At 73.9% G+C, this 12,817-nt stretch carries 10 protein-coding genes; 2 read left to right on the forward strand and 8 right to left on the reverse strand.

Annotated features, from left to right (window positions below; translation table 11 throughout):
- Positions 1-10 precede the first annotated feature (10 nt).
- Positions 11-4,018 carry a TM0106 family RecB-like putative nuclease gene (locus AC4H2H_RS00370; protein ID WP_494368826.1) on the reverse strand — a complete coding sequence of 1,336 codons (4,008 nt, stop codon included), beginning with the start codon at positions 4,016-4,018 and terminating at the stop codon, positions 11-13.
- Positions 4,019-4,028: 10 nt separating this feature from the next.
- Positions 4,029-5,717: a PP2C family protein-serine/threonine phosphatase gene (locus tag AC4H2H_RS00375; RefSeq protein ID WP_494368827.1), complete on the reverse strand. Its 1,689-nt coding sequence runs from the start codon at positions 5,715-5,717 to the stop codon at positions 4,029-4,031.
- A 160-nt stretch (positions 5,718-5,877) separates the two neighbouring features.
- On the opposite strand from AC4H2H_RS00375, the gene AC4H2H_RS00380 reads away from it, so the two are divergent.
- Complete coding sequence (locus tag AC4H2H_RS00380) at positions 5,878-6,723, forward strand: hypothetical protein (protein WP_494368828.1); 846 nt, start codon at positions 5,878-5,880, stop codon at positions 6,721-6,723.
- 39 nt (positions 6,724-6,762) lie between these two features.
- Here AC4H2H_RS00380 and AC4H2H_RS00385 read toward each other — a convergent pair whose 3' ends face one another.
- Positions 6,763-7,203: an SRPBCC domain-containing protein gene (locus AC4H2H_RS00385; RefSeq protein WP_494368829.1), complete on the reverse strand. Its 441-nt coding sequence runs from the start codon at positions 7,201-7,203 to the stop codon at positions 6,763-6,765.
- A 212-nt stretch (positions 7,204-7,415) separates the two neighbouring features.
- Here AC4H2H_RS00385 and AC4H2H_RS00390 point away from each other — a divergent pair, with 212 nt between their 5' ends.
- Positions 7,416-7,631, forward strand: coding sequence for a hypothetical protein (locus AC4H2H_RS00390; RefSeq protein ID WP_494368830.1), 216 nt, complete (start codon positions 7,416-7,418; stop codon positions 7,629-7,631).
- A gap of 96 nt (positions 7,632-7,727) precedes the next feature.
- On the opposite strand, the gene AC4H2H_RS00395 is transcribed toward AC4H2H_RS00390, so the two are convergent.
- The 5 genes from AC4H2H_RS00395 to AC4H2H_RS00415 all read right to left on the reverse strand — a co-directional run bounded on the left by AC4H2H_RS00395 (position 7,728) and on the right by AC4H2H_RS00415 (position 12,730).
- Positions 7,728-8,492, reverse strand: a complete 765-nt coding sequence (locus tag AC4H2H_RS00395) for an amino acid ABC transporter ATP-binding protein (RefSeq protein ID WP_494369112.1) — start codon at positions 8,490-8,492, stop codon at positions 7,728-7,730.
- Between the two features lie 23 nt (positions 8,493-8,515).
- Entirely contained in the window at positions 8,516-9,556 is a 1,041-nt protein-coding gene (locus AC4H2H_RS00400) for an amino acid ABC transporter permease (RefSeq protein ID WP_494368831.1), read from the reverse strand.
- A gap of 152 nt (positions 9,557-9,708) precedes the next feature.
- A complete protein-coding gene (locus AC4H2H_RS00405; RefSeq protein ID WP_494368832.1) occupies positions 9,709-10,659 on the reverse strand; it encodes an ABC transporter substrate-binding protein in 951 nt (316 codons plus the stop codon).
- A 218-nt stretch (positions 10,660-10,877) separates the two neighbouring features.
- Complete coding sequence (locus tag AC4H2H_RS00410; RefSeq protein WP_494368833.1) at positions 10,878-11,045, reverse strand: methionine/alanine import family NSS transporter small subunit; 168 nt, start codon at positions 11,043-11,045, stop codon at positions 10,878-10,880.
- Positions 11,042-12,730 carry a sodium-dependent transporter gene (locus AC4H2H_RS00415; protein ID WP_494368834.1) on the reverse strand — a complete coding sequence of 563 codons (1,689 nt, stop codon included), beginning with the start codon at positions 12,728-12,730 and terminating at the stop codon, positions 11,042-11,044. Before AC4H2H_RS00415 ends, AC4H2H_RS00410 begins: the two co-directional genes overlap by 4 nt.
- Between the last annotated feature and the right edge of the window lie 87 nt (positions 12,731-12,817).

Consider the following 12,817-nt stretch of genomic DNA (forward strand, 5'->3'; position numbering starts at 1 on the left):
CGCCGCCCGGCTACTCGCCCGGCGCGCCGAGGCCGAGGAACGCGCCGAGCTCCTCGAGGCCGCGTGGCGAGTGCGGGAGCAGGTCGGTGAGCCAGGGCGAACGCACGACGACGGCCGTCCACTGCGCGCGCGAGACCGCCACGTTGACGCGGTGCCGGGACAGCAGGAACCCGAGCCCGCGGGACACGTCGCGGCCGGACGACGCCGCGAGCGTGACGATCACGACCGGCGCCTCCTTGCCCTGGAACCGGTCGACCGTCCCGACCTCGACGTCGGGGTACCCGGCGGCGGCCAGCGCGGACCGCACGGTCCACACCTGCGCGTTGTACGCCGCGACCACGAGCACGTCGCGCTGGTCGAGCGGACGCTGGACGGGGACGCCGTCGACCGTTGACGTCCAGCCGCGGCCGAGGAAGCGTGCGACCTGGCGGACGACCTCTGCCGCCTCCTGCGGTGAGCGCACGGCGTTGCCCTCGTGCTCGACGAGCACCTGCTCGACCCCCGGTGGCACGCCGTCGAGCGAACGCTCGGCCGCGACGGGGTGCGCATGCAGCCGGTCCTCGTACGACAGCGTCGACACGGCCGCGGCGAGCCGTGGGTGCATCCTCCAGGTGACGGGCAGGAAGTAGCCGCGTTCTGCCGGGAGCACCCCGTGGCCGTCGGTGAGCCACCCGAGCGCGGACCGGTCCACGGGCTCGGGGTGCTTGCCCTGGCTGACCTGGGGAAGCTGCTGGGGGTCGCCGAGGAGCAGCAGACGCCGCGCGGCCCGCGAGACGGCGACGGTGCTCGCGAGCGAGAACTGCCCCGCCTCGTCGACGACGAGCAGGTCCAGCGCACCCTCCGGGAGACGTTCGGACGCGAAGTCCCACGCGGTCCCGCCCACGACACGCGGCCCCGGCCCGAGGGCGAACTCGGCCAGGTGCGCGCCGTCGAGCTCGGCGCACACCGCTCGCGCCGACGGTCCGTCCCCCGCGAGCTTCTTGGCGACGATCTCGGGCGGCACGCCCGCCCCGAGCACGACGGCTCGCAGCATGTTCTCCACCACGGCGTGCGACTGCGCGACGACGCCGACGCGCCACCCCTGCGCGACGAGCCGCGCGACGACGCGCGAGCCGACGTACGTCTTTCCCGTCCCAGGCGGCCCCTGCACCGCGACGTAGGAGTCGTCGAGCCGTTCGAGCGCCGTCGTGACGGCCCCGACGACGTCGCCGTCGACGACGGCGGGCAGCGCGCCGGGCCGCTCTCCCGCGCCGGTCGGGACGAGCCGCGGCGGACGCCGGAGCAGCAGGTCGGAGCCGGCACCGGACGGGAGCTCGCCGGTGGTGCGCCAGGAGTCGAGCGCACGCCGGGCCGCCGTCTCGGTCGCGGCCTCGAGCGGCTTGGTGCCCGGTCCGGGCGAGGGCGTGAGCGCCACCGGGACCGCGTCGAACGGCTCGGCGGTGCTCGGGAGCTGCTCGCGCACGAGCAGCACGTCGCGCTCGCCGCGCGGGGTGGCCTGACGCCCGGCCTCGACGACGGTCGCGCCCGTCAGCCAGCCGCGCACGCCGTCGGCGGACGTCTTGGCGCACGGCGGCAGCGGCGGGTCGTAGAGCACGTACGGCGCGACGCCGACGCGCAGGTCGCTGCCCTCGGGCAGCCTCCCGACCAGCTCGAGCCGGCGCGACCACGTCCGGCGCCCCGGCTCGACCTCCCACCCGGACACGACCTCGGCCTGCTCCACGAGGAACGCGTTGCGGCGCCCGAGCCACTCGTCCGGCGGCAGCGAGAGCCGCGAGTAGTGCTCGTGCCAGAACGGCTTGGCCTCCCGCCGGTAGTACCCGACGGCCGCGCCGTACAGCGCGAGCGCCTGCGCGACGTCGTCCCGCCGCGCCCGGTCCTCCCCGACGACCCCCCGGATCTCCTCTTCGAGCAGCACCCCGGCCGACCGCTCCCGCCCGACCTCCCCCTCGGCGCGCCCAGTGGTTGCGTCCGCGGGCGGTGCGAGGTCGGTGCTCGGGCTGGCCGCGCCGTCACCCTGGTCGTTCGGCTGTCCGTTCGCGAGCGCGGCTTCTACGCCCTTCGCATCCGACCCCGCACCCCCCGCTCGTCCGTCGGCCCGCCCCAGGCGTCCCGACGGACCGGACCCAGCCGCCGCCGTCGACGCGGACTCGACCACGGGAGCGGTGACGGCCGACGCTGCACTCCCGGCGGCCGCCGTCGTCGCGGACCGGACACCGGGAGAGGTGACGGCTGCAGCGGGGTCGGGGGACGTGCGCGCCGTCGTGGTCGGGTCTGGCGGGAGCGCCGCGAGGGACGAGCGGCGCGGATGGTAGACGGCGCGCACGTCCCCCGACCCCGCACCCAACCCAGCCCCGAGACCCGACCCCGCACCCAACCCAGCCACGGCACCGCGAAGGAACTCGGCGAGACGCAAGGTCGACACGCAGTCGTACCGGTTGTAGTCCGCGATCCCGCGCAGGAGCTCGTCGGCCTCGTCGTCACGCCCGGCGTCGCGCAGCGCCGTGTACTCGGCGTACGCGACGACGGACGCGGCGGCGGTGGTGACGTCACCCGTGCGCAGCTCGTCGCCCATGTAGAGCGGCTCCAGCTTCTTGAGGGAGCGCGACTTGTCGGAGACGTGCAGCGCCTGCCGGACGACGGTGTAGAGGTCGACGAGGACGCCGTCGCGCAGGAGGTCGTCGACCTCCTCCTCGTAGACGCCGTGCCGTGCCGCGATGGCGAGCAGGTGGGCGCGCTCGTAGTCGGCGTAGTGGTAGACGTGCAGGCCGGGGTGCACGCGGCGGCGTGCGTTGACGTGGTCGACGAACGCGACGAGGGCGTCGCGCTCGGCGGCGAGGTCGTGCGCCCACAGGGCGTGGAACGGCGGGCGGTCTTCCGGGGTGGCGGGGCGCTCGACCCAGCCGAACAGGTAGTCGATGCCCCAGCTCGACCCGCCGGCGTCGGTCCAGAGCGGGTCGCCCTCGAAGTCGAAGAAGATGTCCCCCGGGTCGGGCGCGGGCAGCGCGAGCACGGGTGCCGGGTCGTCGAGGCGCCACGAGAGCTCGTGCGGGCCGGACGCGTCGGCCCACACGACGGTGCCGTCGGACGGACCCGTGCCGAGCTGGAGGGCAGCCTGGCGCCGCACGCGCTCGAACGTGGACGCGCTCATCCCGTCGGGTGCGGCGGCGTCGTCCGGCACCGCCGCGAGCTCGTCGACCGTACGGATCCCGGCGGCGTGCAGGCGCGCGCGCTGCCCCGCGTAGACGCCACCGACGAGCAGGACGTCGCGGTGCGCCGCGATCTGCTCGCGGCACCGGTCGCAGCGTCCGCACGCACGCACGTCGGGGTGGTCCCACGGCGCGCGACCGTCGCGCGCGAGGTGGTCCGCCGTGAGCCGCAGCAGGTGCGCGCGGCGGTCGTGGAAGACGGGCAGGAGGTCGGCGAGGCGGTGGGTCGTGCGCTCGCGCGTGCCGAGGACGAGGGACACGTCGGGGTCGACCGGGACGCCCGCGCCGAGGAGCTGGTCCGCGTAGGCCGCGAGCTGGAGCAGGGCGGGAACCTTCGCGCGACGCGCGAGCTTGGTGTCGACGACGGTGTACCGCGCGGCCCCGGCGTCGTCGGTGCCCGTGCGCACGAGGAAGTCGGCGCGCCCGTGGAACGTCCCGTCGAAGAACGCGGCCTGGTGCACGGCGTCGGCGCCTGCCTCGAGAGCCCCGAGGGTCCGGGCCTGCGCGGCGACGAGCTCGTCCCACGACAGGTGGCGCGGCGGCTCGAGGCGCACGACCCCGCGTCCGGTGGCGGGGTCGAACGGCCCGTGCTCGGCCTCGTACCGCGCGAGGACCTCCTGCTCGTGGCGATCCCCCAGAGCGGCGGTGCGCGCGAGCATCGCGTCCTCGACGGGCTCGCCGCGCGGCGCGCGGCCGAGCTGCTCGTCGAGCCGGGACAGGAACCGGAACTCGCAGTCGGCGGCCACGACGAGGTCGCTCGCCGAGTGCACGACGACGTCGGTCCGTGGCGCGGGCTGGTCGACGAGGAACATGCCTGCCGTTCTACCAGCGACCACCCACGTCGACGGGGTCCGCCGTCTCCGGCGCACGCGACCGCTCGGGCGGTGCGCCCGCGCCGTAGACCACCACGGCCACGTCGTCCCGGGCACCGCTGCCCACGAGCTGGGCGACGAGGGCGTCGGCGATGTCCTGCCGGGCGCGCGTGCCGACCACCTCCACGGCGGTCGCCGCCAGCCGTGCGAGCCCGGTCCGCAGCGACTCCTCACGGCGCTCCACGAGCCCGTCGGTGTAGAGCAGCACGACGTCCGTCGCCTCGAGGTCCACGCGCTCCTCCGTCCTGCCCGCCGACGTGGAGAGCGTCAGCGGAGCTCCGCGGGCGCCGTCGAGCCAGTGCGCCTCGCCGCCGCGGACGAGGAGGCCCGGCGGGTGCCCGGCCGACGAGTAGGTCAGCGTGCCCTCCGTCTCGTCGACGATGCCGCAGAACACCGTGGCGTACTCGGCACCCGGCAGCTCGGCGGCGAACCGGTCGAACCCGCTGACGGCCGCGGCGGGGCCCGCATCGGCGAGCAGGAGCGCACGGCCGGCGCTACGGAGCTGCCCCATGAGCGACGCCGCGTGCAGGCCGTGGCCGACGCAGTCGCCGACGAGCAGCGCCCAGCGCCCGGGCCCGAGGGGGACGACGTCGTACCAGTCGCCCCCGACCGTGAACCGGTCGTCCGCCGGCCGGTAGCGCGTGGTCCAGCGGTGCGAGGTGAGCTCGTCGGGCAGCATCGCCCGCTGCAGCGCGTCGCTCGCCGACCGCAGGTCGCGGAGCTCCCGCTCGCGCGCGACGGCGTCGCTCACGGCGGCCGCCAGCGTCGAGACCAGCAGCTGGAGGAAGGCGACCGCGGCGGCGTCGAACGGCCGGTGCGCGCCCGGCTCGAGGACGACCGCGCCGACGGGCGGCTGCGGGCCCGGGCCGGGCAGCGCGGCGACGAGCGCCGACGCGGTGGCCCGGGCCACGCCGTCCGACAGGACGAGGCGGACCAGGTCGTCGGGCACCGCGTCGGTGACCGGGACCAGGCGCCCGGGCTCGTCGCTGGAAGCGACGAGGGCCGGACCCCCGGGCGTCGCGAACCACACCCGGGCGCGCACGACGTCGGTGCTGCCGCGGAGCACGTCCACGGCGTCCTGCGCGATGCGCGCCGGCGAGCTCCCGTGCTCCTGCACGGCACGGGAGAGGCGGCTCAGCAGCGCGAGGCGACGGCGGTCGACGACCTGGTCGGTCGTCTCGGTCGCGATGTCGAGGACCCCGCGCACCACCCCGTCGTCGTCCCGCAGCGGGCTGTAGGAGAACGTGAAGTAGGTCTCCTCGACGTACCCGGAGCGCTCCATGTAGAGCAGCTGGTCGACCGTCCAGGTCGGCTCGGCCGACTGCTGCACGGACGCGAACAGGGGACCGATGTCGTCCCAGATCTCCGCCCACACCTCGCTCACCGGGGCGCCCATGGCACCGGGGTGCTTGTCGGTGCCGAGCATCGGGCGGTAGCCGTCGTTGTAGATCATCGTCAGCTCCGGCCCCCACGTGATCAGCACCGGGAACCGGGTGCTGAAGCACAGGTCGACGGCCGAGCGCAGCGCAGGGGGCCAGGTCGACGGCGGACCGAGCGGGGTCGCCGCCCAGTCGACCTGTGCGGCGAGCTCGCCGGCGGGTGTCGCCGCGGTCGCGCGGACGAACCATTCTGGTCTCACCGCGCAAGAGTAGGGGCACCGGACGACCCTCGCGCGGGCCGGGCGATTCGTCCCCCGGGCCCTGCCTGCTCCATAGTGTTTCCCGTCGATTGCCTCGTGATCCCGCGCGACAGCGCGCGTTCCCCGTCGTTCGCGCCCTCGCGGTGCCGAAGGAGGTCCCATGGCCGTGCGGTTCGTGCCGCCTCCCGGGTGGCCCGTGCCCCCGGGTTTCACCCCGACGACCGACTGGCACCCCGACCCGTCGTGGCCACCGCCCCCACCGGGCTGGGTGTTCTGGGTGGACGACGACGGGGCCGCGGCCTCCGACGCTCCCGCGCCCGTGCGACGATCGATGCGGGAGCGCGCCCCTGTCGACGACCACCCCCAGGTCGGGTCGACGATGGTCCTGCCCGCTCTGGCCCTCGCGGAGACGACGGCACCGGCCGGCGCGCCCACGCCGAGCGTCCCGCCGCGGTCGGCACCGCCGCCGGTACCGGCGGCGCGCGCGAGCCGTGCCCAGCCTGCGGGCCTGGGCCCCTTGGCGCTGCCCGCGGCGGACGACGACGGCGACCACGCCCCGGACCGCGGCCGCCGGTGGCTCGTCCCGGCCGCCGTCGGGCTCGCGGGCGTGGCCATCGGTCTGCTCGTGGGCATCGGTCTCACGCTCTCCGCGCAGGGCGAGGCGGAGGAGGCGAAGGCGGAGGCGCAGCGGGTGCAGCAGGAGGTCGCCGCGGAGCGCGCGCAGCTCGAGAGCGAGCGTGCCGACCTCGACGCGCAGCGCGCCGAGATCGACGCGGCGGCGACGGCGCTCACCGAGCGCGAGGACGCCGTCGCGAAGGCCGAGAAGGACGCCGCCGACCGGCAGAAGGAGCTGGACGAGCGGCAGTCGGACCAGGGTGGCCAGCAGAAACCTGGGAACGGCAACCAGAACGGCGGTCAGGACGGCAACCAGGACGGGAACGACGACGGCGGGTCGGGCGGGGACGACGGCGGCTGGGGCTGGGGCGACTGGGGCTGGGGCGGCTGAGCGCGGCGGTCGCACCGGGCGCCGTCCGCACGCCGGTTCCTACTTCTCCGGCTCCGGGTGCTCGGCGAGGAACGCGTAGCGGCTGAGGATCCGGGGCCAGTGGGCGAACCGTGACCGTGCCCGCTCGCTCCCCGGCGTCCACCCGCCGTGCTCGAACCGGAGCGCGGTCCCGGTGCCGGTCGGTCGCAGGTCCAGACGGACGAGCGAGGCGCGACCCGGCGGCTGGGCGAGCGTGAAGGTGTGGGCGAGGTGCGCCGTCGGCTCCCAGAGCGTGACGCGCCCCCACACGTCGTCCTCGTCCCCGTGGTTCGCGACGACCCGGCCGCCCACCTCGGGCTCGACGACGAGACCGCGGAACGATGCGGCGTCGGACGAGTACCCGGGCGGCCACCACTCGCCGATCCGGCCGACGTAGGTGTCGAACGCGACCTCGACGGGGCAGGCCAGCCGCAGCTCGTGGACGATCGGGGCGAGGCTCAAGGGGTCCTCCCGGCACATCCCGGATGCTGCGACGACTCGGTGACGACACGTTCACGAGCATTGAACTGCGCGCGGGCTCGCGCCGCTACCGGTTGCCCACGGCACGCTTCCCCCGGCGGCCGCGGTGGGTGCGCGCGGTCTCCACGAACGTCTCACGGACACGTCACCGCTTCCGGTCGCGGGACGCACGTCGCACACCGAAGGTGGGTACTGTGCTGACACGATCCACCACCTCCCCGACGCCCGACAGCGAGACCCCCATCTACGACGCCCTCGTGGTCGAGCACGAGGACATGCTCCCGCTCGTCCACCTCGGCAGGGCGCTGAGCGGCGAGATGGTGACGGTCGCACGCCCCACGGGCCTCTCGCCCCGGCTGCTCCCGGGCCACGAGGCGCCCGCGCTCCCCCGCCGACGCCGCGCGAGCTGAGCCGACCGGCCCTCCCGCGCCCCGCGAACCCGGGGTTGTGGGTCTCGGGAGCGCCGAACCCGCCCGCAACCACGGGTTCGGCGACCGACCGAGCCCCTACAGCACGTGCGCGAGGAACGACCGCGTGCGCTCGTGCTGCGGGTCGCCGAGCACCTGGTCGGGCGTGCCCCGCTCGACGATGACGCCCTCGTCCATGAAGACGACCGTGTCCGCGACCTCGCGCGCGAAGCCGATCTCGTGCGTCACGACCATCATCGTCATGCCCGAGCGCGCGAGGTCGCGCATGACGGCGAGCACCTCGCCCACGAGCTCGGGGTCGAGGGCTGACGTCGGCTCGTCGAACAGCATGAGCTCGGGGTCCATCGCGAGCGCACGGGCGATCGCGACGCGCTGCTGCTGGCCGCCCGAGAGCTGCGCCGGGTAGTGGTCGGCGCGGTCGGAGAGCCCGACGCGCTCGAGCAGCTCGGCCGCCCGGGCCCGCGCCTGCGCCCTGCTGAGCCCGCGCACCTGGACCGGTGCCTCCATGACGTTCTCGAGCGCCGTCCTGTGCGGGAAGAGGTTGAAGCGCTGGAAGACCATGCCGATGCGTGAGCGCTGCCGTGCGACCACGCGCGGGTGGAGGCGGTACAGGCGCGAGCGCCCGTCCTTCGTGACCTCGCGGTAGCCCATGAGCTCGCCGTCGACGCGGACGCGGCCGCCCGTGATCTCCTCGAGCTCGTTGATGCACCGCAGGAGCGTCGACTTGCCGGAGCCCGACGGCCCCAGCACGACGCACACCGAGCCGCGCGCCACCTCGAGGTCCACGCCGCGCAGCACGTGCACGTCGCCGAACATCTTGTGCAGGCCCTCGACCTGGACCATGGGCTGCACGTCGTGCGTCCCGCTCACGGGGTCACCTCCAGGAAGGGGTCGCGCTTGATGGTGCCGGACGCCGCGATGAGCTCCTGCTTGCTGGGCTCGCGCCGACCGCCGCCCGGGCCGCCGGGCCCGCGCCCGCGCCGTCGGGCACCCGTCTGCGTGCCGAAGCCGCGGCCGTAGTACCGCTCGATGTAGTGCTGGCCGATCATGAGGATGCTCGTGATGAGCAGGTACCAGATCGCGGCGACCATGAGGAGCGGGATCGGCAGGAACGTGCGGTTGCCGATCGCGTTCGTCGCGAACGTGAGGTCGAGCGTGAAGGGCACGGCGAGGACGAGGGACGTCGTCTTGAGCATGGAGATCGTCTCGTTGCCCGTGGGCGGGACGATGACGCGCATGGCCTGCGGGAGGACGATGCGCGTGAGGATCTTGCCGTCCTTCATGCCGAGCGCCTTCGCGGCCTCGGCCTGGCCCGGGTCGACCGACCCGAGGCCGGCGCGGACGATCTCCGCGAGGTAGGCGGCCTCGTTGAGCGCGAGACCGAGCATCGCCGCCCAGAACGCGGTGATGACGTCCTGGGTGCGGAACTCGAAGAACTCCGGCCCGAACGGGATGCCGAGGCTCAGGCGCGGGTAGAGCACCGCGAGCAGGCCCCAGAACACGAGCTGCGTGTAGATCGGAGTGCCGCGGAAGAACCAGATGTACGCCCAGCTCACCGACGTCATGACCGGGTTGTCGGACCGCCGCATGACCGCGAGGAGCACGGCCAGGACGATCGCGATCACCATCGACCCGAACGTCAGCACGAGCGTCCAGCCGACGCCGCGCACGATGTTCACGTCGCGCAGGTACAGCCAGACGACGTCCCACCGGAACTTCTCGTTCGTCACCAGCCCGTGGACCGCCATCGCCCCGAGGACGAGCAGCACGGCGGCGGAGATCCACCGCCCGGGCCGGGGGACGGGGCGTGCGTGGATACGGTCGGGCACGGGGTCGGACGTCGTGCCGTGCTGCGTGTCGTGCGCAGTGTCGCGGACGGGATCGTCGACCGGGTCGGGTCGGGCCATGGTCCACCTCGGGGTCTCGGGCTCCGGACAGGAGCGGCCGTCGCGGGAGCGCCGTCGCGCCCGCTGACGACCAGTGTGCCGGTCGCGGGCGCCCGTTCTCGTGCCGGGCGCCCGCGACGGGCGGGTCAGGGTCGGATCGTGGTCAGGTCGGGTCAGCCGACCGACGGGTTGATCTCGGCGGTGTCGAGGGCCGCGTCGCCGCTGCCCCAGCCGTCGAGGACCTCCACGAGCTGCCCGCTGTCCATGAGGGACTGCAGCGCGGCCTGGATCGCGGCGGCGAGGTCGGTCGCGTCCTTCGCGACGACGATGCCCTGCGGCGCGGAGTCGAACACGTCGCCGAGCTGCTCGATCTGCCCGCCGGTCTGCTCGATCGCGTAGCCGACGACCGGGGAGTCCGCGTACATGACCTGCGCCTTGCCACCGACGAGGTTCGTCGTGGCGTCGGCCTGGTTGTCGTACTGGAGGATGTCGATCGCCTCCTCGCCGGCCGCCTCGCACTCGTCGCTCTGCACGGCGATGTCGTCGTCCTGGACCGTCCCGGTCTGGACGGCGACGGTGACGCCGCACAGGCTCTCGGGGTCGATGTCGTCCGGGTTGCCCGACGCCACGGCGTACGCGGAGCCCGCGTTGAGGAAGGAGATCATGTTGGCCTCCTGCATCCGCTCCTCGGTGATGGTGAACGAGGAGATGCCGGCGTCGTACTTGGTGCCGAGCGCGGGGATGATCGCCGGGAAGTCGGCGGACTGGATCTCGACCTCGAGGCCGAGCGTCGCGCCGACCGCCTTGATGACGTCGATGTCGAAGCCGACCGGCGTCGTGCCGTCGTCGCCGATGAACTCGGCGGGCGCGTACTCCGTGTTCGAGCCGACCGTGAGCGTGCCCGCGGACGCGATGTCCTCCGGGAGCAGCGCGGCCGCGGCGTCGTCGACCTCGATCGTCGAGGGGTCGAACGAGGGGGGCGCCGACGTCTCGCCGTCGGTGCCGCCGGTCGCGTCGTCGGTCCCGGTCTGGGACGCGTCGGTGCACGCGGTGAGGAGGAGGGCGCTCGTCGCGGCGAGCGCGACGAGACCGGTGAGGGGAAGCTTGCGCGGGGTCGTACGCATGGGATCTCCGATCGGGGGTGGTCCGGGCAGGGGCAGCGTAGACACCGATCGTCTCTGTCGTGTTACGTCGGCACCCTGCCGCGGACGGCAGGGGAACGTACGGGGAACAGAGGACCCGGCGGTGCGCAGCACCTGCGCACGAGTGTGCGGGAACGGTGCCCGTGTCACCAAACCCGGGCGCGCATCGGTGCCGAACCGTGACGATCCCCGGTCGGCGGCTACGTGTCGCGCTCGAGGGGCGCGACGTCCTCGCGGGGCTCGTCCTCACCGCCCCGTGGGAACTCGGTGCGCTCCGGCTGCGCACGCAGCCGCAGGATCGCGGCGACGAGCCCACCCCAGACCACGACGATCGCGAGCACGAGCAGGACCACGGCCGACGCGCTCATCGCGCCACCTCCTCGTCACCGGGTCGGGCTGTCCCGGTCGTCCCTCGTGTCCCGGCGGCCCGGGTCGCGCTGGTAGCCCCGGTCGCGCCGCCCGACGGCGTCCGGCGGCGTCCGGTGTCGGGGTCGCCCGGCGGGTAGGGCGGCCAGGGCACGAAGTCGTCCGGGCTGCGGCGCCAGCGCATCGCGGTGAGCACGAGCGCGCCGAGCACGACGAACGCGATCGTGCCCCAGCCGACGAGGGCCAGGTACCAGGCGGGGTAGCCCTCGTAGCCGTCGACGAGCAGCGTGACGATGCGCGACACGAGCATGTACCCGAGCACGAGGGGGGCGAGCACGGCGACGAGCACCTGCCACCACGCGCCGAGGCGGAACGTCGAGACAGCGTTGAGGTGGTACCGCAGCTCGGGCCCGCGCCGTAGCACCCACAGCACGAGGATCGTCATGAGGACCGCGGAGCCCACGATGCCGATGTTGTTCGCCCACTGGTCGGCGGTGTCGAGCGCGATGAGCCCGGTCGTCGTGGAGAAGAGCAGCACCGAGATGATGGCGCTCACCACGCCGAGGCGCACCGACGCCTGGCGCGGCGACCAGCCGAACTTCTCCTGGAAGCCCGCGGACACGACCTGCAGGATCGACAGCAGGGACGTGAACCCCGCCATCGCGAGGGACCCGAAGAACAGGGCCCCGAAGATCGGCCCGCCCGGCATCTGCGACACGATCGCGGGGAACGTGACGAACGACAGGATGGGGCCGCTGATGCCCTCGAGCTCCCCCACCGCGATGCCCTGCTCGTGCGCGAGGAAGCCGAGCGTCGCGAACACCCCGATGCCGGCGAGGATCTCGAACGACGAGTTGGAGAACGCGACGACGAGGCCCGGCGTCGTGAGGTTGGCGCGCCGCTTGCGGTAGGACGAGTACGTGATCATGATCCCGAACGCGATGGACAGCGAGAAGAAGATCTGGCTGTACGCGGCGATCCACACGTTCGCGTCGCCGAGCGCCGCCCAGTCCGGCGTGAACAGGGCGTCCAGCCCCTCCGCGGCGCCCTCCAGGAACAGCGAGCGCACGACGAGCACGAGGAAGGCGACGACGAGCAGCGGCAGGAACACCGTGTTGGCGCGCTGCACGCCCTTCGCCACGCCCAGCGCGAGCACGACGATCGTCACGACCCACACCGCGACGAGCGGGATGAGCACCCCGGGCACGAAGTCGAGGCTCACGCCCGGGTCGGAGAGCTGGAGGTAGTCGCCCGTGAAGAAAGCCGCAGGGTCGTCGCCCCAGCGCAGGTCGAACGAGAAGACGAAGAAGCTCACCGCCCACGCGATGACCGCGGTGTAGTAGAGCGCGATGACGAAGCAGATCATCACCTGGAACCAGCCGAGGCCCTCGAGCCAGCGCGCGAGCCGCCGGAACGCCGTCGGGGCGGAGCCCCGGAACCGGTGCCCGATCGCGTAGTCGAGGAACAGGATCGGGATGCCCGCCGTCAGGAGGGCCACGAGGTACGGCACGAGGAACGCGCCGCCCCCGTTCTCGTACGCCACGCCGGGGAAGCGCCAGATGTTGCCCAGCCCCACGGCCGAGCCGATGGCCGCGATGATGAAGCCGACCTGGCCGGTCCACTCCTCGCGCGGCTGCTCCGTCCTCGGTGTCGACGACGCTCCGCCGGTCGTTCCGGTCGCTGCCACGGTCCTCCTCGGTGCCGTGCTCGCGCACGTCGCGCGCGGGCGGCGCGTCGGCGAGCCTGTCAGGTGCTCGTTCGACCGTAGCGACGA

It is taken from the genome of Cellulosimicrobium sp. BMG9.22, assembly GCF_059159975.1.

Coding starts and splice junctions, on each gene's coding strand:
- AC4H2H_RS00370 (WP_494368826.1), bottom strand. CDS start 4,018: ATGTTCCTCGTCGACCAGCCCGCGCCACGGACCGACGTCGTCGTGCAC.
- AC4H2H_RS00380 (WP_494368828.1), top strand. CDS start 5,878: ATGGCCGTGCGGTTCGTGCCGCCTCCCGGGTGGCCCGTGCCCCCGGGT.
- AC4H2H_RS00395 (WP_494369112.1), bottom strand. CDS start 8,492: ATGGTCCAGGTCGAGGGCCTGCACAAGATGTTCGGCGACGTGCACGTG.
- AC4H2H_RS00400 (WP_494368831.1), bottom strand. CDS start 9,556: ATGGCCCGACCCGACCCGGTCGACGATCCCGTCCGCGACACTGCGCAC.
- AC4H2H_RS00405 (WP_494368832.1), bottom strand. CDS start 10,659: ATGCGTACGACCCCGCGCAAGCTTCCCCTCACCGGTCTCGTCGCGCTC.
- AC4H2H_RS00410 (WP_494368833.1), bottom strand. CDS start 11,045: ATGAGCGCGTCGGCCGTGGTCCTGCTCGTGCTCGCGATCGTCGTGGTC.